Here is an 18,290-nt window from a genome sequence, read left to right as displayed (position 1 = left end):
CAATAAACAACAGTCCATATCAGTCCGTCGGCGCGGGCCGACGCGTGTCACGCATCTCGTCGAGTTTCGCCATCACCGGGTTCGCTAGCACTCCGTGGAGTACCGCCGAGAACAGCACAGTCGCCGCGACAATGGCCCAGATCTCCTCGTGGGCACCGAAACGGGCGTTGTTCAGACCGTACGCGAGATAGTAGAACGAACCGATCCCACGAATGCCGAAAAACGAGATCACGGACCGTTCGCTCCACGACGCTGCCGACCCGAGCATCCCGATCAGCCCCGCCAACGGTCGGACCGCCAGAACGAGTAGCACCGCTACTATCGCGCCCGTTCTCGAAAGCGGAGCGAGAAGCCCGCTCACCAGTGCACCCCCGAACAGGATGAGGACGGCTGACATCAGCAGGCGTTCGACGACCACGGCGAAATCGTGGAGCGTCTCGTGGTAATCGTGTGTCCATTCGTAATGACGCAGTACGAGCGCCGTGACAAACACGGCGATGAACCCGTACCCCTGTATGATCTCGGTCAACCCGTAGGACAGAAGCGTTGCGGCGAGCGCTTCCGCACCTTCCATCACGCGCGCGAGCCTCGTCGTACTCGGCGCTCCGAAGACGAACCACGCCACGACTTTGCCGATGACGTACCCGGCGATCACGCCCACGACGATCTTGTAGACGACGTAAAAGGCCAGCCACTCGCCGACCCAACTGACAGCGAACAGACCCGGTGCCGTCGCAGCCAGGATAGCAGCGTACGTAAACGGGAACGCGAGACCGTCGTTGAGCCCCGCCTCCGAGGTGAGCGCGAATCTGACCCGCCCTTCCTGTCGCTCGGGGTCTATCTCCTCGTCCTGGTCCGCTTGCGGCTCGCCGACCTGTACGTCCGCCGCCATCACCGGGTCCGTCGGCGCGATGACGGCACCGAACAGTATGGCTAACGCCGGGAGCATTCCGAGGACCCACCAGCCGATGACCATCGTCATCGCGATCGTGATGACCATCGTTATCCCGAGCAGACGCCAGGTCGACGCCCAGGCCCGCCAGTCGAACGGTCGGTCGAGTTTCAGCCCCGCACCCATCAGTGCAATGATGACGACCAGTTCGGTCAGCCGTTCCGTTAGTTCCGCGTTGCCGACGGGGTCGATAGGAGGCAGCCCGATAGGGATCGAGAACACGAGCGCGCCGAATCCTATGTAGAGTAAGGGAAACGAGAGCGGTTTGTCCGAAACCATCTTCGGCAGGACTACCGCTCCGAGGATGGCGATGCTGACGATCACCAGCCCGACGTGATACAGATCGACGTGAAACTCGACCATGTAGACGGTGATACGACAGAGAAAAACTTGAATACCGGCGTCGCATGCTGGCGCTCCGCCACAGACGGCGCGGTAGACGACCGCCCCGGTATCAGTGCCGACCGCCGGTCTGCCGTCCGCGGTTTTGCCCGCGCTCGCCCGTCGATCCGACGTGGTGCTGGGCGAGGCCTCGTTCCGTCGTTCCTTCGCCGTGGCGCTCCGTCGGCTGCTGGCCGTGCTGCTCGGAGCGCTGCTGACTACCCTGTTGCCTGGACTGCTGATACTGCTCTGTGCCCCGCCCGCGACCCGTCTGCTCGTGACGATCTGTCCCTCTCGTCCGTTCCGACTGTCGTCCCTGACCGTATCGCTTGTCCCGTCGACTGGTACCTCGCCCGCCGCGCTCGAAGCCCGTCTGCTGGTCGCTCCGTGTCTGCCGGTGTCCCTGTTGGCTCTGCTGTCCGCCGCGTTGCTGGCTCCGGTGTTGCTGTCCGCGCCGCTGTTGTCGGCGGTGCTGCTGGTTCCTGCCTTCGGTGCCGCCGCCTCGCTGGCTTCCCCGTTGGCTCTGCGGGTTCTGTCCCTGGTTTCGGTTCCCGTACTGGTCTCGCTGTTGCGTCCGTCGCTGCTGATCTCCCTGCTGTCCGCTTCGTCCCTGACCGCTCTGTCGGTACTCGCCGATACCTTCGGACCCTTCGTGTTGATGATGCGGCATGGTCGAAAAACGCTACTCCCTGATTCGGATTAAACCGATTCCACTGTTCGGACTGTTTCACGGTATAGCACCGGTGTCATCCGTCTAAATACGACGTTTCGCGTGTTTGAACCCGACACACAGCGGATACGGTCCCCGCTCACGTGGGCGCTGTCGACCCGACCACGCCGATTAAGCCCGAATTACCGCGCGACGCGATGCGGTACCGACCGGTCTACCCGCACTTCCTTTGCGTTCGCTCCCGTACCCGGATCCATGTCCGACCTCTCCTCGCGTCCGCGTTTATGTAGATCGGCGTTGCAGGTCAGATCATGGGCGACGATACAGAGAACGGCAACAGCGAAACCGGGGACGACGCTGACGAGGCACAGGACGTGAACCAGTACGGCGGGGGCGACCAAGACATCGACGCGGTCGAGCAGACGGAACGCCGCGAGGACGATGTCGAAACGGAGGACTCCGAAGAGGGGGAACCCGAGGAGGACGGAGACGAGTCCGCCGAGTAACCCGCACGGTTTCGTAGCTCCGCGTCGTTCTCTTCATCCATGGGAACGTCCGGAACCTCGCCCGTCGACTGGAACGCCCTGCCGGAGTTCACGCTCGAAAACGACCCCGACGCCGACCGGAGCGACGCGCCGGACCACGTCCGGGCGGCAGCGTATTCGAATCGCCTGTTCGATGCGTCGTTCGAGGCAGGCGACAGCGGCAAGTACGTCTACCTCGCGGACATCGAGGAATCCTTTTTCGACGAGGTGGAAGCCGAACGTGACCTCGAACCGGTCGACGAGACGTACGCCTCGTTCAGAGACGACCCCGACGTGATCGCGCTCGAACGGTTCGAGCAGTTGCCCGACGAGTTCGCCGTCGACGTCGAGCGAACGCGGGAAGTCGCTTACGGCGACGGCAGTAGCGACGTCCGGTCCTCGTGACCTCGTCCGGGCGGCCGCCCCTAGACCCATCCGGTGCGGCGTCGAACCTCCACGCATGGCTTCGATCCCGCCGCTGCTCGACGTTCGCGACGACCTGCGACGCGCGCGACAGACAGCCGACACGGACGTGAACGACGATATCGCGTCCGTGATCGAGCGTCTGGAGGAGTTACCCGAACGGGAGTCCGGCACGCAGGACAGTCTCATCGACGAGATCGACAACGAACTGCTCCGCCTCGAGGAGCAACTCGGCGGCGACGCCGAGCGCCACGTCGCCGCCGCTCGCAACCGTATCCAGATATACCGTCACTCGCTCGGCGAGTCGAGCGAACACCTGTTAGTTCTCGATACAACGTTCCAGTCCGGCGAGTCCGGTCCCGGTGCGGTGCCAGCGGGCGTCAGGAACGAGGAGGGAACCGTCGAGGCGACCGTCCTGAACGAGGCCGACCCTCGCGATGTGATCCCGGTCGTGACGTTCTACGGCGGCGACGACGAACTGAAGGAGGTGACCGGGGCCCCGACCGAGTTCGGCGAGGACGACCAGCGGACGGTCGAGGTGACGGCGATGGTCCCCGAGCACACGGACCGCTACACCGTCACCGTCGTCGACGCCGACGACGCGCCGACGTCCGCGTAGCGGGCAAAGACTCTACTCCGTAGCCGTCGAACGACAGAGCGGTGAACACGCATGGAAACCTGTCCCGTTTGCGGGCGAGACGTCGAGGTGAACAACCCGTCCGAGACCGACTACGAGGACGAGACGTTCGCTCCCGCACAGGCCGAACACGGGGGCGAAACGTACCGCTTCTGTAGCGAGGACTGCAAGGATCGCTTCGAGGCGTCGCCCGGAGAGTACGCATGAACGGGTTCGAAGAGGAGTTCGCGGACGCTCTCGACGACGTCCCCGACGAACACGACGACCGCGACCGTTTCGTCGGCGGACACGGGTCGTTCGACGCTGACGTGATGCTCGTCGGGGAGGCTCCCGGAGCGGACGAAGTCGCACAGGGCGAACCGTTCGTCGGGCAGGCAGGCAAGCAACTCGACCGCATTCTGGACGACCTGAACGTCGACCGCGACGACCTGTATATCACGAACCTGGTGAAGATCCGTCCCCCGGAGAACCGCGACCCGTACCGGGACGAGATCGACGCCTGGTGGCCGGTTCTCGACGCCGAAATCGACCGGGTTGACCCGGACGTGATCGTTCCGCTCGGCTCGTTTGCCGCGCAGGAAATCGTCGACACCGACGAAACGATCACCGACCTCCGGGGCGAGACAGTCGAACTCGACGGGAGAGTCGTCCGACCCACGTTCCATCCCGCCGCTGCGCTGTACGACCGGGACAAACTGCCCACTATCACCGAGGACCTCCGCCAGGCGCTGATAGAGAGCGAGGGGTAACGATACGTTACTCGCGTGGAAACGCGTCGTTATACACGTTTCGCGGCCTCTCGCGTTCTCCTTAGCGGCCGCCCTTCGTCCGCTGTAGCCCCTGATTTCGACCCGTCTCCGTCGAAGCAAGTCGTTATCGGTCGTGAATCGACAGAAACGACCGCGGCGGTTTATTTCCGTCTCAGGCGTAGCGCCGCCCGCCTTCGAGGGTGTGATATCAATGTCGCAACAACCGCTGCCGCAGACAGGCGCACAGACCGGACAGATGACAGGGACGATGGGCCAGCAGGGACAACAAGGGGTACAGGCCCAACTCGTCCAGCAGACGGGTCAGAACTTCGAGGCTGACCTGACGGGCGAACTCCGGACGGCGCTCGAGGATTTCGAGACGGTGACTGACGTCACCCAGTGGTGCGTCGACAAGATGATCGAGAAAGGCCCGCAGATGGCCACGTGTATTCGGGTCTGCCAGGACATCGGGGAACTGGCCGACCTGAACGCCCGGATGATCGCTCGTGACTCTATCTACGGACTGGAGGCAGCGATGCTGTTCGCCTCCGTCGCCGAGGACGGCCTTCAGGAGATCAAACGCCACCAGAACCCCCACTGCCAGGAAACTGTCGCCGTGGTCAACCGCGCACTGGACAGCACGTATCAGCTGCTCGAATCGTTCGGGCAACCGCAGCTCATCCAACAGGTCGAGCAACAACTGCACCAGGCACACGAGCAGTTCGAACAGACGCAGGTACAGCCACCGTCGGCGCAGGGCATGCAGGGCGGCGAAATGGGCCAGCCGATAGGGCAACAGGGACAGATGGGTCAGCAGCCACAACAACAGATGAGTCGGCAGCCCCCGCAGCAGATGGGCCAGCAGGGCGGGCAGATGCAACAGCCCCAGCAGTGGTGAAAGCCGAACCGCCGTAACCGTCCGTCATTCGACCGTATCCGCCTCTTTTTTCGGCCTTCAGACGCGACCCATGCTACCGGTCGACACTGCCAAGGACGATGTCAAGACTCCCAAGCGCGGCGACCAAGTCGGCTACGTACTCGCCTTCGGCCATCTCCGGAAGCGCGTGTAGGTTGTGGTAGTCGGGACTCCGGATCTTGAACCGGGCCGGTTTGGCCGTCCCATCGCTTCGCATGTAGATGCCGAGTTCGCCTTTCGAGGCCTCGACAGTCTTGTACGTCTCTTTCCCGTCTGGCGGCTTGAGCGTCCGCGGGACGTTGCTCTGGATGGTGCGTTCGTCCTCCGGCCAGTCCTCCAGTAGGTCGGCGCACTGCCCGATGATGCGTGCGGACTCCTCGACCTCTCCGAGGCGGGCGAGGGTCCGGGCGTAGTTGTCGCCCGCGTCTCGCGTGACGACGTTCCAGTCGAGTTCGGGGTAGTAGCTGTAGGGGTCGTCCCGCCTGATGTCGTAGTCGATCCCGGACGCCCGGGCGACCGGACCGGTACAGCCGTACTGCTTGGCGACTTCGGGCTCGATTATCCCCACGTTTACCGTCCGCTCTTGCAGGATCTCGTTGCCGGAGATGAGGTCGTGGAGTTCCTCTAACCGTCCCGGCAGGCCGTCGAGGTAGTTCCGCACCTTCTCGATCCAGTCCTCGCGGGGTTCCGGCAGGTCCCAGGCGACGCCGCCGACGCGGAAGTAGTTCGGCATCATCCGCGCGCCGGCGAGGTCCTCGCAGATGTCGAACACACGGTCGCGTTCCATCATGGAGTACATGAAAATAGCCGTGAAGTCGCCGTAAATGTCGAGACAGAACGTGCCGACGGCGAGCATGTGTCCGAGGATACGTCCGAGCTCCGAGGTCATCGTCCGGAGCACCTTCGCGTACTCCGGCACCTCGATGTCCGCGAGGTCCTCTACGGCACGCGCGTACGCGTGTTCGTTCGGATAGTGCGAGGAGTAGTCCCAGCGGTCGGGGTATGGCATGATCTCGTGGCGGTAGTGACCGTTCTGGGCCATCTGCTCCTCGCAGCGGTGAAGGTAGCCGACGTCGGGTTCGACGTCGACCACCTGCTCGCCGTCGAGTACGGTTTTCAGGTGAAGGACGCCGTGGGTCGCCGGATGATGCGGTCCGATGTTCAGCATCATCGTATCGGACTCCCTGTTCCGATGGTCCTCAGCCAGCGGGTTCTTGTGCTCTTCGAGGGTGACGACCTGCGGTTGTTCCTTGTCATAGTCCTTCGAGAGCGGGTGACCGACCCAGGTCTGGGGCAGGAGTATCCGGCGGAGGTCGGGATGGCCCTCGAACTCGGTCCCGACGAGGTCGTAGGCTTCCCGCTCGTGCCAGTCGGCCGTCCGGTACACCGGTTCCGCCGACTCGTGTACTGGTTCGTCCCGCGGCGTCGGCACGATAACGCCGACTTCCTGCGTCGGGTCGTCGTACTTCCGGAGATGGTAGATGGACTCGTAGCGGTCCTCGTACTCCTGCGCGGTGAGGCAGGAGAGGTGGTCGAAACCCGCTTCTCGCTTGAGCAGTGTCAGCACTTCCTGGACCTCGTCCGGTCGTATCTCGAACGCCTCGGCGTTGCTGTGGGTCTCCCGGCCCACCGCGCGGTCGCCGAGCAGATCCTCGACGGCGTCGTAGTCGACGGCTGACTCCGCTGGACGGAGTTCCCGTTCGGACTCTTCGGGCGTGCTCATGGCGTGTTACCCTCCACCCAGTTGTACTGCATGACGAGCGTCTCCTCGTCGATCCGGTCGGACAGTTCCTCGACCACGTCGTCCCGTTTCAGGTCGCCGAACCGTTCGAGTTCGTACGGCTTGACGACGACTGGCGCGCTCTCGCCGTTGGCGACGCGCTCCTGTAACTTCGCGACGCCGTAGATGAGCGCCTCCGGCCGCGGCGGACAGCCCGGTACCTGAATGTCGACCGGAATGACCTCCTCCGCGCCCTTCACGACGTTGTACCCTTTCTGGAACGGGCCGCCCGACGCCGTGCAGTTGCCCATGCCGACGACGAACTTCGGCTCGGGCATCTGGTCGTAGACTCGTTTCATTCGCGGCGCGAACTTCGAAACGATAGTTCCCGGAACGATTATCACGTCGGCCTGCCGCGGCGAGGCCCGGGGGACGCCCGCACCGAAGCGGTCCAGGTCGTGTTTCGTCGTGTAACTGTGCATCATCTCCAGGCTACAGCAGGCGATGCCGAACTGGAGCATGAACATCGACGACCCCCGCACCCAGTTCATGAACTTGTCGAACTTCGTCAAGATGAACGGGGACGACCCGAACGCCTCCCGAAGCCGGGAGTTGAACCGGTTCCTGAGTTGACTCCCACCCTCCGTCCGTGCACCTCGTCCCGGTGACCGTTTCTCTATGTGTTGGTCCTCAGAATCACTCATTGTCCCCACCCGAGGGTGTCGTGTGGTACGGGTGGCACAGAGAAGTATGTTAGGCCGTGTCATGGTATTGATATCCGCCGGGCGGCAGTACGACGATGCTATCTGGAAACCACTCCGTATCGAACTGGAATTCACGCTTATCCGCGTCACGGAGGAAAGTCCGACCATGGCCGACGACCAGCCAGACGTCGAGGACGTGGGCAAGCGCGCACAGGAACGACGACGCGAGCGGGCCAAGAGCGCGGAGCGGATGTCGGCTGCCCTGGGAGCGGAGTTCTTCGACGAGTACAAGTATCCCGCCACGAGCGAGGAACTCGCCACGGAGTACGGCGACCAGGAGATTGACCTCGCTAACGAGACCGAGACGGTGGGAGACGTGTTCGACCGCCTCGTCGACGAGCGCTTCGAGTCTGCCGACGAGGTTCGCGAGGCGGTGTTCAACGAACTGACCGGCGAAGCGAGCGGCCGCGAGGAGTACAACGACGAGCGAGCGCTGTCCGACCTAGACGACGAGGAACCGTCAGGGCGTCCGCCCGAGTGACGCCGCCGAACGCACGACGCGGGGACGCGACGGCGGCGACCGACGATTAGGTCGGTCTGTCACCGCTGTATCGCCATCGGCCGTCGTCCGTTCGCTTGATACCGGGTACCGCCTCCAGAACGGGTTCGACCGCGTCCCGCCACCACGTTCCGGCCGACGCCTCCACGTCGACAGCGTCGTGGGCGTGCGCCCGCAGATCCTCGTCGGTCGCGCCGCCTTTCGACAGCAGTAGTTCGAACGCGGCGGCGACTGCCTCGCGCTGGCGGTCGGTGACGTCCCGCGATTCGAGCGCGTGTTTGACGCTCCCGTACGTCCGTTCTTCGGGAACGTCGAACGGCAGGCGACCGTCACCGTTCTCGCGTCCGGGGGTTCCGGCGTACCGCCACGTCCTGTCCTCGTTCGACGCGTCTGGCGGTTCGATGTCGGGCAGCGTTGCGAGCGCGTCGCGGATCGCATCGTCCCACCACGATTCGGCGTCGGCGTACTCCAGGGGGTTCTCGCTGTAGACGGCGTCTATCACCTCCGCGCGCGACGCCTCGCCCCAATGACGCAGGAACGCGAACGCCTCCTCGATGGCCTCGGCGTGGTCGGGCGCAAGAGCCATCTCGTCTATCGCCTCGTCGACCGCAGGTGGTGTGTCAACGCGTGAGTCCGCTGTGCTATCCCCGGGGGCGGCGAGGAGTCGTTCGCCGCTGTCGGTTATCTCGTATCCGTCTTCGGCCTCACAGACGAGACCCCCCTCGATCAACCCGTTGAGGCGCTCGACGGTCTCTCCCTCGTCCTGTCCCACGGCGTCGGCGATAGCCGCACTCTCCGCCGCTCCGTCCGCGAGATATTCGAGTATCGATGCGTCGTCGTCGGATATCGTTGGCGTGCTCATTCTTCGGGGCGAACGGTCAGTACCGGTACGTCCGCGGTGCGGACGATCTTTTCAGTGACGCTTCCGAGGAGGTACCGTTCGACGCCGGTCCGCCCGTGAGTTCCCATCACGATGAGGTCCACGTCGTTGTCGGCGGCGTACTCCCGAATGGCCTGATGCGGAATACCGTACGTTACCTCGGTTATCACGTTCTCGATGCCGTGGTTACGCGCTCGTCGTTTGATCTCGTCGAGGGCTTCGTCGCCCGCGCGTTCGACCTGGTCGACCGTGACGCCACCGTACGCGTCCGTGGCCATCAGCGTATCGTTGACGACGAACATCGCACGTAAGTCGGCGTCGTAGGTCGCCGCGATGTCGAACGCGTGTTCGCTCGCGCTGAGTGCCTCCTCGCTTCCGTCGGTCGGCAGTAGTATCCGGTCGTACATACACTGCGACACGTCGTGGTGGCTCTAAACGTGTTGCCCCGTAACAATTAGTATTACTTCCTTTCGGAGTACGTAGGTCGACCTTACACGAGCGTTGCGTCCGTAAACGCATGTCGGGGAGCGAGAAGGGATCTGCTATCAGATACTACGATATCGAATCGACTGCAACGGTCGTACCTGATATGGTCGTCGGGAGCGACGGTGTAGACACATGGGTCGCTATCCACGCCAGGCACGGAATGCCCGGATAAAATGCGTAGAGTGTAACGCCCCCGTGGTCGAGACGACCGGCGAACGGTACGTCTGTATCAACTGCGGGGAATCGCCGATCGCGGTGCGGTCCTCATAGTCAGTCGCCGGTGTTGGGGGTCCCAACGAGTGCTTTTCGGTAGCGCACCAGTAAGTGCGGGTGAAACGTCGTCGGAGACGTGCCGGGCGAGACAGCCAGTTCCGACTACACAAACAACTGAAACGATTTCCGCTCTGATCGCACAACCGTCGTGGGAACGGGCGTACATTGCCCTTCAGTCGCTACCAGAGCACTCTCGGACAGAGAGACGATGACACGCGGATCCAGCTACCGGCCTAATTTTTTGGGTGTTCAACTTTTATAATACGCGACTTATTTTGAGAGTAGCCGCGTAACCAAACGATTACCGAGAACAAAAAGCCGTCATCGGACACGGAGATTACGGTTCGACCTGTAGAATATGGAACAACAAACGAAAGGACTGCTCCCGTCGACAGTGTCGATCGCCGTCGTGACGTGCGACGATGCGGTCGTCGACACCGTCGCCGCGGCGACTGCCGGGTTCGATGCCGACGTCTCGGTGCAAACGTTCGCGACCGAGAACGAGGCGGTAAACGGTATCAGCAGCGAGGAAACCGACTGCGTGGTCTGTACGGAGCAGTTGCGAGCGGGCGACGGTATCGGCGTCGTGGCAGCCCTTCGAAACCGCGGCTCCGTCCTTCCGATCGTCCTGTACGACACGGTAGACGACGAACGGTCCGTCGACGAGTCGTTCGAAGCCGGGGTCTCCGAACTGGTCGATAGGACCGGCGCGGCGAGCGAGCGCGTTCTCGCTCGCACCGTCCGGCGACTGCTCACCGAGCAACCGCGCGGTGCGGGGGGCGATGCGCATCTGGAGGCGATCGCCGATGCGGCGTCGGAGGCGATCGTCACTATCGACGCCGATAGTACGATCCGGTACGTCAACGCCGCCGTCGAGGAGGTGTTCGGGTATCCACCGAGCGACCTCCTCGGCGAACCGCTCACGGCGCTCATGTCTGACGAGATGGCTGCCCGTCACGAAGCGGGCATGGCGGAGTACCTCCAGACTGGCAAAAAGACGCTAGACTGGGACTACACCGTACTCCCGGGGCGGCACCGCGATGGACGCGAGATCCAACTCGCCGTCTCGTTCAGCGAGTTCCGGGCCGAGGGCGACCGGCTGTTCACCGGGATCATCCGCGACATTACGGCGCAGACGAGACAACAGCGTCAACTCGCCGCTGTCACGCAGATAACGCAGGATCTATCCGGTGCCGAGACGCGAGCCGAGATCTGCGAAGTCGTCGTGAACGCGATCGGAGAGCAGTTAGACGCGCCGGCCGCCTCGATATCCCTGTACGACGGCGACAGCGGACTGGAGACGGTTGCGGAGTTTCCCTCGGGGGCCGGGGTTAGTGAGGGACTCAGAACTGCCGAGGGGAGCGCTCCGATGTGGCAGGCGTTCACGACGTACGACGAAGTGACGTGTACAGTCACCGAACTGTCGAAACGAGTCGATCCCGCGCCGCAGACGGGTGTTTGCGTCCCGCTGGGGAGATACGGCGTTCTGGTCTGGACGACGACCGAGCGGTCGCTTTCCGACCGCGAGCGAAACGTGGTTCGGATCCTCTGTGGAAGCGTAACGGCCGCGTTAGAGCGGGCGGACCGAGAAGAGTCGTTGCGAAAGCAGACGGCCTCGCTAACGGAGCAGACGGAGTCGCTCCAGCGGACCGAATCGCTGAATGCCATCGTTCGGGGTTGCATCGACGCCGTGATCGCAGAGGACACAGAGGGGGACGTACTTCGGAACGTCTGCGAACAGATCGCGTCGAACGGACCGTTCGAGTTCGCCTGGTTCGGCCAGTACGACCCTATATCCGACGAAATAACGCCCGAGGCGTCGGCGGGCCACGGCGGCGGTTACCTGAACGAGATGTCCGTGACCGCGGACGATAGTTTAGGGCAGGGGCCGACGGGAACAGCCATCAACAGTCGGTCGGTACAGGTCCAGAACGACATCGTCGGCGACCCGCCGTTCGAACCCTGGCGACAGACCGCGCTGGAACGCGGCTTCCGGTCCGTGCTCGCCGTTCCCGTCTCGCATCGAGAGACGCAGTACGGCGTGTTGGTCGTTTACGCGACGGAAATCGAAGCGTTCGACACGCGGGAGCGAGAGACGTTCGAGTCGGTCGGCGAACTAGCCGGATTCGCACTCACCGCGAGCAGACGGACACCGGTCCCCGACGCGGGGTCGACGGTCGAACTCGGATTCGAAGTGACGGACGACATCGATCCGGTTCGTCTGGCCGCCGTCGCGGACGACGAAATCGAGTTCGAACGGTTCGCCCGCAACGACGAGGGCGTGCAGGCGTTCGTACGGATCCCCGGCCAGATCGACGATTCGCTCGACGCGCTGACGAACCTCACGGCCGTCCGGGACGTTTCGGTCGTTACCCGGGAGGCGGAGGAGTCGCGCGTGGAGATACTGTTCGACGGCGACGGGTTCTTCGGAACGCTGTCCGACCGCGGCGTGGTACTTCGGAACGGCACCGCGAACGCATCAACTCTCCGTCTCCTCGTCGAATTTCCCGACCAGGTCGGTCTAGAGCCGTTCGTCGACTGGGTGCGTCACACGTACGCCGAGGTCGAACTGTTCGGCCGCCGAAAGCTCGACAGATCCGCGCGGATCCAGCGGAGGTTTCGGTCGATGGTGGAACGGTCGCTCACTTCCCGTCAACTGGAAGTGCTGCAGACGGCGTACTACGGTGGCTACTTCGAGTGGCCTCGCGACCAGACGGGACAGGATATCGCCGACTCGCTCGGTATCTCGCAGCCGACCGTCAACCGACACCTGCGCGCCGCCGAGCGGAAGCTACTGACGCTTCTCTACGAGGGGAAGTGAATACATATACCCCCGCGTCTGACACAGCCCGTATGCCTGTAGCCACACTCCCCATAGTGGTCTTCGTGTAACGTGAAGTAGACTGATGAGCGTGACCCTACCTACCTCCGTCGAACGCACCGCCCAGAACGAATCTATCGCGGAAACCGTCATTTGGGCGGTCGCCGAAGCCAAAGACGTCGACCCGCTCGAACTCGGCGAACTCCTGTACGACGCGATCGACCCGGACGCGCTGGAACAGCTGTTCAGCGGGGAGACGGACGGATCGTTCGAACGCCGTGTCGTATTCACACTCGCAGGATGCGATGTCACCGTCAGCGGCGACCAGCGAGTCGTCGTCCGAGCGCCGGCCGAGACCACGTCCGGTCCGTCCGCATCTGCCATCGCTCACGAGTGAACCGGCAGCGCGAACGCCCCCTCGGTTTTCCCCCGTCCCGTAGTGAACGAAGGTATGAATGTCGAGACGCCGTCGTCCGCGGAGGCAGCGGCATCGCTCGCGACGTACGGAGCGGTCGCGGTCGGCGTCGCCGGCCTCGTTCTCGCGTCGGCGCTCGCGTACCCGCCCGTCGCCGCCGCGGTATCGACGGTCGGAACGGCACTGCTCGTTGGGATTTCTCTCCGAGCGATCTGGTCTAGCGCGCTCGCCGCACGGTCGCCGTCACCGCCCGCTCCGCCCGTCGGCGAGTGGCCGGCTGTCACCCTCGTAGTGACGGCGTACAACGAAGCGGACGTTCTCGGCGAGACGCTCGACGCCTGTCGGGCGCTCGACTACCCGAACCTCGGTATCGTCGTCTGTTACGAGTCCGCCTCGACTGACGGGACCGCGGCGATCGCAACGGCGGCGGATCGAGCGGACGACCGCGTGACCGCCGTCCGACGGGACGCGCCGCCGGGCGGGAAAGCGGCGGCCGTCAACCACGCGCTCCGGCACGCGTCGGGCGACATCGTCGCCAGCATCGACGCGAACCAGCGGCCGGAGCGCGGGATGCTCCGGCGCGCGGTTCGGTGGTTCGAGGACGACGACGTCTGGTGCGTCAAGGGCCGCTGTTACGGGACCAACGCGGCCGCGTCGCCCATCGCGCTCCACGCCACCGTCGAGCGCCACCTGCTCGAACGGGCCGAGTTTTACGCTCGCGACGTGTTCGGCGGATTCACGCTTTTTACCGGCGGTCAGGTCGTCTTCCGGCGCGAACTGATCGAGGCGGTCGGCCAGTTCGACGAAACGATTCTGATAGAGGACGTTGACATGGCGTGTCGCACACACCGGGCGGGGTTCGGCCTTCGCGTGGACCCCGGAATCGTCACCCACGAGGACAATCCGGCGTCGCTCGGAGCATGGGTTAGCCAGCGCAGGCGGTGGGCCCGCGGCGCGTTCCAGGTCGCGCAGCGGCACGCTGTGGGACTTCTCCGGTCGCCGTCGGTGTCGCCCGCCGCGAAACTCGACGCCGCGTTCACCTTCGGCTACGTCCTGCTTGCCCCGATCCTGTTTCTCTCGTTGCCGGCCCTCTGGATCGCCTCACCGTCGCCCGCGGCGGACCCCGTCGGGGCTGCGCTCCGCCTCTCACCGGCCGTGGTGGGCCTGTTCGCCGCCGTCGTCGTGTTTTCGCTCGACGCCGCCGCCGGCCGGCCTCACGACGGTCGCGAGTATCTAGCACCGTTCACCCTGTGGGCGTACGCCGCGGTGCAGGGTGTCGTGGTCGTGACCGCGTTCGCCGACGAGTTCGTCCTCGACGCACCGGTCACCTACGTGACGAGCAGTACCGACGACAGCGCCGACGACTCGGCGGTAAGCGCCGAGGATTAGCAGTCGGCGACGCGCCGCGGACTCGCACCGGACGTGCGAACGCGCGTCCTCGCCGTCCGCCGCGACGAGAGGCGCGGGAACTGCGTCGGCGCTCTAAACGATGAAATCACCACTCGTGACCGCAGGCGCACTCGCCGATGCAGTAAGACGTTCCGGAGTCGGGATCGACGCCGAGGGCGGTCAGTCGCTCCAGACGACTGTCGGAAGTGTCGACTTCGGGCCGAACGGCGGCCGCCGTTGCGCCGTACGGGTCCGGGCCGACATCAAGCGTTTCGGTGACCGCACGCGCCGCGTGGTCGACGACTGCTACTTCGTCGGCCGTCTGGACGGGTACGTACAGTTTCTCGTGGGCCGGGTCCCACGTTCCGACGAACGCCTTCCCGCCCAGATCGATGCGCCCGGCGACTGCTCCTGCCTCGATATCGATGACGCTGATATCCTCTGTCTCCGGCGTGAACACGTAGCCGACCGCGGAATCCGGACCGATCTCGCTGGTCAGCGGGAGGGAACCGAGACCGTCATCGCTCGTCAGCCTCGTCACCTCTGTGGGGCTCGCGGGATCGCTAACGTCCCAGATGCTCTCGGTCCCGGTCTCGCCTTCGTTGTTCTCCACGAGCAGCGTCTCGCCGTCTCCGGCAGCAGTCCCCATCCACGGTGCCGGAGCAGTTCCCGACTCGACGGGGTCGACTTCGACCTGCGTTTCGATCTCGAACGCCTCGATGTCGACAACCGTGAGCGTGTCGCCGTACAGGTCCGGAACGTAGGCGTACTCGCCGCCGGGGTGGATCGTGACATCGCACGGTCCCGGTCCGTCGTTGTCTCCCCGTCCGCCTTCGTCTGTTCGGTCGATCGTCGCCGTCACGTCGCCGAACGAGTCGGATCCGGGGTCGGCGTCGACCCGATACTGCGCGTGGCTGGGTTCGCGGGCACTGACGACCAAGTGGCGACCGTCCGGCGTCACCTCCTGCCAGTTGGCTCCGGTTCCGGTCTCGACCGCTGCGACCGTCGAGAGCGATCCGACTTCGAGCGCCCGGACGCCCTCGTCGACGTTCAGCCAGAGCGGGTCGGTCTCCTCGGCAGTGAGAGTCGGCGCGTACTGGTTCGACGGGAACGACGCCGTCAGGCGCGACTGCGTGGTCGCGACGACTTCGTCGCTGGCGACGTCGACGATGCTGATCGTTTTATCGCCCGTGTTGAAGACGAAGACGGTAGCCGAACTCTCGTCCCCGCCGTCGTCTCCGTTCGAACCGTCGGTATCGGCCCCCGCACATCCGGCGGTTGCCGCCGCACCGGCGGCCATCGACCCGGCGAGCAGCGTCCGCCGGGAAACCGCTGCTCTGCCGTCGTCCCCGTGATTCGGGAACAGCACGTCGTCCACGTCGTCTCCCATAGTACGTGGTTAGCGTCCGGAGATCCGTAAATGGGACAACACGATAGCCGGGTCGCGGTGAGTTCCTCACGACGACCTCATCTGCGCACAGACGCTCCGTCACTGAGACCATCGCGACAGGCCGCACAGACGGCACCGAACCGCTCGCCGTTACGGACGTAGGTGACGGAGTACGTCTCGGTACCGGTGGCTCGGCAGATCGCGCAGGCGGGAGGACGGGCGGCCTCGTGAACGCAGTCGCGGCAGATCGCTGTGTGCGATGCGCCGCTATCGTCGCGTATCGCCAGCCAGGTGAGCCCGGACGACGGCGTTGTCTCGCCGCAGGCGGCGCAGTAGCGAGGGGAAGTACGCTCGCCACCGTGCGTCTCGGTATCCGCGTCGGGATCCCCCATCGCGTCCGCGAGGTCTATCGTCTCCTCGTCCTCGTCGCGGTCCGCGGATCCGTCAGTGTCGGGCGCAACCGGTTTGTCGCGGTCCGTACTGTGAAATTCGCTCACGAGTGATCTGGGAGAGAGTTCAAGCGACCGGCAGTTGCAGCGGTAGTCACAGACGGTGACCGATCGCTCGACGGCCGGCGGCCACGCTCAACAGCGGGGGCGTCCTTGTGCGAACCGGTACCGTTCGTCGCGATCGCTGAGCCGATCACTTCGGTCCCCCCTTACTCACTGCTACTTTTAAATCCGAGGTGAGCAACATGGAACTAGAACGGTGACATGACAGCTACTCTTACGCTTTTATCGGCCGTATGTAACTCTACAATGGGTGTTCAGAGCTGTTCTGACAGTGCCTGGGCCTGTTAGAAAAGGGTCCGTCGAAGAGCTCAATGGCTTGAAGGTGTGGTTTTCGGACAATCCCGCCGTGAACTGTCCGATCTACGAGGCAAAACCGACGCTTAAACGCCGTCATAGAGAATTTTATCCGCGTTCAGCACCGTGTACGGGTGCGGGCAACCGCACGAAACACCATGCCCGAGGATACGCAAACTACCCCTCAGAGCGGTACTGCTGAGTACGACCGTTTCGAGATACTCGAAAGTGCCGAGTACGATCGCGTGAACGAGTTCCTCCGCGAGCGCGTTGGTTTCACCGCGCGCCAGTGGGCGATCGCCCGTCTGTGTTCGGATTTCCGGACGGGAACCGGCGTCGAAATGACCAAGATCGGCGAGAACCTCCCCAATCTCGTCCCGTTCATGAACGACCGGTACACGCGCCAGTCCGTCTACCAGGCGCGGAAAGCGTTCGAGGATACGGTGCGAAAAGCGGGGGCGACGTTTCTCTACGGAGCCTACTCCGACTTCTTCACCGCCGAAGAGTTCGACGACATCGCGTACGAGGCGACGGAGGTAGCGCGGTTCCTGATCGAAGTCGAAGGCGCGACCGTGTCTCACGCAGCGGAAACGGACGCTGAACGCCGGATACGCGCCGCGATGGAAGCGGTACACGAGGCGAGCCTCGAACTCCGATACGACCGCTGTCCGCACTGCGACGAACGTCTCGGCGACGAACCGACGGAATCCGACTGACACCCGGCGTCAATCAGCGAATTCGGCCTCGGATTTCGCCTCGTGAAGGGCTTCCGGTCGGCGTCGACTTCGGGGGAGTACCCAAAATAATAGGGGGAGAACTGATTGTACCGCTGAGTCATTCATAGAACGGGGAACGAAGGATGGGATACCAAAAACAACTGGTCTACTGTACCGACTGCGGCACTCCGTTTCCGGCGTGGGTGTCAGACGGCGACATCGAACTCCTGTCTGACGACGACTGCGTCTGCGGGAACACCACGTTCGAACGGGTCGACGGCGCAACTACGCCGCAGTCGGCGTAGTTGACGCTGCTCACTGAGAGGTACGGGGCTTTCGATAAAGAAAACTAATTATCCGGGGGGCGGTATAAGCGAAGTTATGGTCGAGATTCCGGATTCGCTTCAGAGTTTGTTTAGCGCGACCGTCGAACTGCGAGACGGGTCGTACGTCATCGAGATACCGAAAGGCGAGATCGATCACAACGCTATCAGTCCGAGCGAAACGTATCGCGTCGGTGTACTCGAACAGGACGAATCCGTGACGGAGACAGATAGCGACCGGCGGACCGAATCACGACCGGAACCCACGGAACCCGCGTCAAAACCACCTGCTCCGCCGGTTGACGAAGGTGAAATCCGAGACGTAACGATCGAGTCAGTCGGCGACCAGGGAGACGGTATCGCGAAAGTCGAACGGGGGTACGTCGTGATCGTCCCCGGCGCTGAACCCGGGGACGAACCGACCGTCGAAATCGAAGAGGTGCAACAGAACGTCGCATTCGCGAGTGTGATCGACAGCGACACCTCGGCGCTGTGAAAACAGGAACGCCCGAGAGGATCGATTCTGAACCGTGATATCCACCCGGTATTTTGCCGC

Annotated in this window: 21 protein-coding genes; 14 read left to right on the top strand and 7 right to left on the bottom strand. The window is 63.7% G+C overall.

What is annotated here, in order from left to right:
• Window positions 1-19 precede the first annotated feature (19 nt).
• Window positions 20-1,315: a cation:proton antiporter gene (locus tag EYW42_RS18590; protein WP_135536943.1), complete on the bottom strand. Its 1,296-nt coding sequence runs from the start codon at window positions 1,313-1,315 to the stop codon at window positions 20-22.
• Window positions 1,316-1,466: 151 nt separating this feature from the next.
• On the opposite strand from EYW42_RS18590, the gene EYW42_RS18585 reads away from it, so the two are divergent.
• From EYW42_RS18585 to EYW42_RS18555, 7 genes are all read left to right on the top strand, one after another.
• Window positions 1,467-2,036 (top strand): hypothetical protein, encoded by a 570-nt coding sequence (locus EYW42_RS18585; RefSeq protein WP_135536942.1) that lies wholly within the window; start codon window positions 1,467-1,469, stop codon window positions 2,034-2,036.
• Window positions 2,037-2,314: 278 nt separating this feature from the next.
• Window positions 2,315-2,509: a hypothetical protein gene (locus EYW42_RS19590; protein WP_161972984.1), complete on the top strand. Its 195-nt coding sequence runs from the start codon at window positions 2,315-2,317 to the stop codon at window positions 2,507-2,509.
• 39 nt (window positions 2,510-2,548) lie between these two features.
• Window positions 2,549-2,932, top strand: a complete 384-nt coding sequence (locus EYW42_RS18575; RefSeq protein ID WP_135536940.1) for a hypothetical protein — start codon at window positions 2,549-2,551, stop codon at window positions 2,930-2,932.
• A 55-nt stretch (window positions 2,933-2,987) separates the two neighbouring features.
• Entirely contained in the window at window positions 2,988-3,569 is a 582-nt protein-coding gene (locus tag EYW42_RS18570; protein WP_135536939.1) for a DUF7553 family protein, read from the top strand.
• A 51-nt stretch (window positions 3,570-3,620) separates the two neighbouring features.
• Window positions 3,621-3,794 carry a YHS domain-containing protein gene (locus tag EYW42_RS18565; protein WP_135536938.1) on the top strand — a complete coding sequence of 58 codons (174 nt, stop codon included), beginning with the start codon at window positions 3,621-3,623 and terminating at the stop codon, window positions 3,792-3,794.
• Window positions 3,791-4,336: a uracil-DNA glycosylase gene (locus EYW42_RS18560; protein ID WP_135536937.1), complete on the top strand. Its 546-nt coding sequence runs from the start codon at window positions 3,791-3,793 to the stop codon at window positions 4,334-4,336. Before EYW42_RS18565 ends, EYW42_RS18560 begins: the two co-directional genes overlap by 4 nt.
• Window positions 4,337-4,547: 211 nt before the next feature.
• Entirely contained in the window at window positions 4,548-5,234 is a 687-nt protein-coding gene (locus EYW42_RS18555; protein WP_135536936.1) for a hypothetical protein, read from the top strand.
• 73 nt (window positions 5,235-5,307) lie between these two features.
• On the opposite strand, the gene EYW42_RS18550 is transcribed toward EYW42_RS18555, so the two are convergent.
• Window positions 5,308-6,975 carry an NADH-quinone oxidoreductase subunit D gene (locus tag EYW42_RS18550; protein ID WP_135536935.1) on the bottom strand — a complete coding sequence of 556 codons (1,668 nt, stop codon included), beginning with the start codon at window positions 6,973-6,975 and terminating at the stop codon, window positions 5,308-5,310.
• Window positions 6,972-7,676, bottom strand: coding sequence for an NADH-quinone oxidoreductase subunit B (locus EYW42_RS18545; protein WP_135536934.1), 705 nt, complete (start codon window positions 7,674-7,676; stop codon window positions 6,972-6,974). Before EYW42_RS18545 ends, EYW42_RS18550 begins: the two co-directional genes overlap by 4 nt.
• Before the next feature lie 166 nt (window positions 7,677-7,842).
• Between EYW42_RS18545 and EYW42_RS18540 the strand changes: the two genes are divergently transcribed.
• Entirely contained in the window at window positions 7,843-8,217 is a 375-nt protein-coding gene (locus tag EYW42_RS18540; protein WP_135536933.1) for a DUF5789 family protein, read from the top strand.
• A 46-nt stretch (window positions 8,218-8,263) separates the two neighbouring features.
• Here the strand turns inward: EYW42_RS18540 and EYW42_RS18535 are convergent, their stop codons facing one another.
• Window positions 8,264-9,097 carry a hypothetical protein gene (locus tag EYW42_RS18535; RefSeq protein WP_135536932.1) on the bottom strand — a complete coding sequence of 278 codons (834 nt, stop codon included), beginning with the start codon at window positions 9,095-9,097 and terminating at the stop codon, window positions 8,264-8,266.
• Window positions 9,094-9,522 (bottom strand): universal stress protein, encoded by a 429-nt coding sequence (locus tag EYW42_RS18530; RefSeq protein WP_135536931.1) that lies wholly within the window; start codon window positions 9,520-9,522, stop codon window positions 9,094-9,096. Before EYW42_RS18530 ends, EYW42_RS18535 begins: the two co-directional genes overlap by 4 nt.
• Before the next feature lie 710 nt (window positions 9,523-10,232).
• On the opposite strand from EYW42_RS18530, the gene EYW42_RS18525 reads away from it, so the two are divergent.
• The 3 genes from EYW42_RS18525 to EYW42_RS18515 all read left to right on the top strand — a co-directional run bounded on the left by EYW42_RS18525 (window position 10,233) and on the right by EYW42_RS18515 (window position 14,499).
• Entirely contained in the window at window positions 10,233-12,695 is a 2,463-nt protein-coding gene (locus EYW42_RS18525) for a GAF domain-containing protein (protein ID WP_135536930.1), read from the top strand.
• Between the two features lie 85 nt (window positions 12,696-12,780).
• Window positions 12,781-13,092: a HalOD1 output domain-containing protein gene (locus EYW42_RS18520; protein WP_161972983.1), complete on the top strand. Its 312-nt coding sequence runs from the start codon at window positions 12,781-12,783 to the stop codon at window positions 13,090-13,092.
• A gap of 54 nt (window positions 13,093-13,146) precedes the next feature.
• Window positions 13,147-14,499: a glycosyltransferase gene (locus EYW42_RS18515; protein ID WP_135536929.1), complete on the top strand. Its 1,353-nt coding sequence runs from the start codon at window positions 13,147-13,149 to the stop codon at window positions 14,497-14,499.
• A gap of 106 nt (window positions 14,500-14,605) precedes the next feature.
• On the opposite strand, the gene EYW42_RS18510 is transcribed toward EYW42_RS18515, so the two are convergent.
• Window positions 14,606-15,889, bottom strand: coding sequence for a hypothetical protein (locus tag EYW42_RS18510; protein WP_135536928.1), 1,284 nt, complete (start codon window positions 15,887-15,889; stop codon window positions 14,606-14,608).
• 77 nt (window positions 15,890-15,966) lie between these two features.
• Complete coding sequence (locus EYW42_RS18505) at window positions 15,967-16,386, bottom strand: hypothetical protein (RefSeq protein ID WP_135536927.1); 420 nt, start codon at window positions 16,384-16,386, stop codon at window positions 15,967-15,969.
• Window positions 16,387-16,853: 467 nt separating this feature from the next.
• Here EYW42_RS18505 and EYW42_RS18500 point away from each other — a divergent pair, with 467 nt between their 5' ends.
• From EYW42_RS18500 to EYW42_RS18495, 3 genes are all read left to right on the top strand, one after another.
• Entirely contained in the window at window positions 16,854-17,411 is a 558-nt protein-coding gene (locus EYW42_RS18500; RefSeq protein WP_135536926.1) for a DUF5806 family protein, read from the top strand.
• A 143-nt stretch (window positions 17,412-17,554) separates the two neighbouring features.
• Window positions 17,555-17,716, top strand: a complete 162-nt coding sequence (locus EYW42_RS19585) for a hypothetical protein (protein WP_161972982.1) — start codon at window positions 17,555-17,557, stop codon at window positions 17,714-17,716.
• Window positions 17,717-17,792: 76 nt separating this feature from the next.
• On the top strand, window positions 17,793-18,230 hold the full coding sequence (locus EYW42_RS18495) for a TRAM domain-containing protein (RefSeq protein ID WP_135536925.1): 438 nt from the start codon (window positions 17,793-17,795) through the stop codon (window positions 18,228-18,230).
• Window positions 18,231-18,290 lie beyond the last annotated feature (60 nt).

The sequence above is a fragment of the Halostella pelagica genome (genome assembly GCF_004762015.1).
Lineage (GTDB): Archaea > Halobacteriota > Halobacteria > Halobacteriales > Natronoarchaeaceae > Halostella > Halostella pelagica.
The sequence above is the reverse complement of the archived record's forward strand: the minus strand, read 5'-3'. Positions and strand labels throughout refer to the sequence as shown.

Bases quoted from the DNA above. Each gene is read 5' to 3' on its own strand.
- EYW42_RS18590 (WP_135536943.1), bottom strand. From the start codon at position 1,315: ATGGTCGAGTTTCACGTCGATCTGTATCACGTCGGGCTGGTGATCGTC.
- EYW42_RS19590 (WP_161972984.1), top strand. From the start codon at position 2,315: ATGGGCGACGATACAGAGAACGGCAACAGCGAAACCGGGGACGACGCT.
- EYW42_RS18575 (WP_135536940.1), top strand. From the start codon at position 2,549: ATGGGAACGTCCGGAACCTCGCCCGTCGACTGGAACGCCCTGCCGGAG.
- EYW42_RS18570 (WP_135536939.1), top strand. From the start codon at position 2,988: ATGGCTTCGATCCCGCCGCTGCTCGACGTTCGCGACGACCTGCGACGC.
- EYW42_RS18565 (WP_135536938.1), top strand. From the start codon at position 3,621: ATGGAAACCTGTCCCGTTTGCGGGCGAGACGTCGAGGTGAACAACCCG.
- EYW42_RS18560 (WP_135536937.1), top strand. From the start codon at position 3,791: ATGAACGGGTTCGAAGAGGAGTTCGCGGACGCTCTCGACGACGTCCCC.
- EYW42_RS18555 (WP_135536936.1), top strand. From the start codon at position 4,548: ATGTCGCAACAACCGCTGCCGCAGACAGGCGCACAGACCGGACAGATG.
- EYW42_RS18550 (WP_135536935.1), bottom strand. From the start codon at position 6,975: ATGAGCACGCCCGAAGAGTCCGAACGGGAACTCCGTCCAGCGGAGTCA.
- EYW42_RS18545 (WP_135536934.1), bottom strand. From the start codon at position 7,676: ATGAGTGATTCTGAGGACCAACACATAGAGAAACGGTCACCGGGACGA.
- EYW42_RS18540 (WP_135536933.1), top strand. From the start codon at position 7,843: ATGGCCGACGACCAGCCAGACGTCGAGGACGTGGGCAAGCGCGCACAG.
- EYW42_RS18535 (WP_135536932.1), bottom strand. From the start codon at position 9,097: ATGAGCACGCCAACGATATCCGACGACGACGCATCGATACTCGAATAT.
- EYW42_RS18530 (WP_135536931.1), bottom strand. From the start codon at position 9,522: ATGTACGACCGGATACTACTGCCGACCGACGGAAGCGAGGAGGCACTC.
- EYW42_RS18525 (WP_135536930.1), top strand. From the start codon at position 10,233: ATGGAACAACAAACGAAAGGACTGCTCCCGTCGACAGTGTCGATCGCC.
- EYW42_RS18520 (WP_161972983.1), top strand. From the start codon at position 12,781: ATGAGCGTGACCCTACCTACCTCCGTCGAACGCACCGCCCAGAACGAA.
- EYW42_RS18515 (WP_135536929.1), top strand. From the start codon at position 13,147: ATGAATGTCGAGACGCCGTCGTCCGCGGAGGCAGCGGCATCGCTCGCG.
- EYW42_RS18510 (WP_135536928.1), bottom strand. From the start codon at position 15,889: ATGGGAGACGACGTGGACGACGTGCTGTTCCCGAATCACGGGGACGAC.
- EYW42_RS18500 (WP_135536926.1), top strand. From the start codon at position 16,854: ATGCCCGAGGATACGCAAACTACCCCTCAGAGCGGTACTGCTGAGTAC.
- EYW42_RS19585 (WP_161972982.1), top strand. From the start codon at position 17,555: ATGGGATACCAAAAACAACTGGTCTACTGTACCGACTGCGGCACTCCG.
- EYW42_RS18495 (WP_135536925.1), top strand. From the start codon at position 17,793: ATGGTCGAGATTCCGGATTCGCTTCAGAGTTTGTTTAGCGCGACCGTC.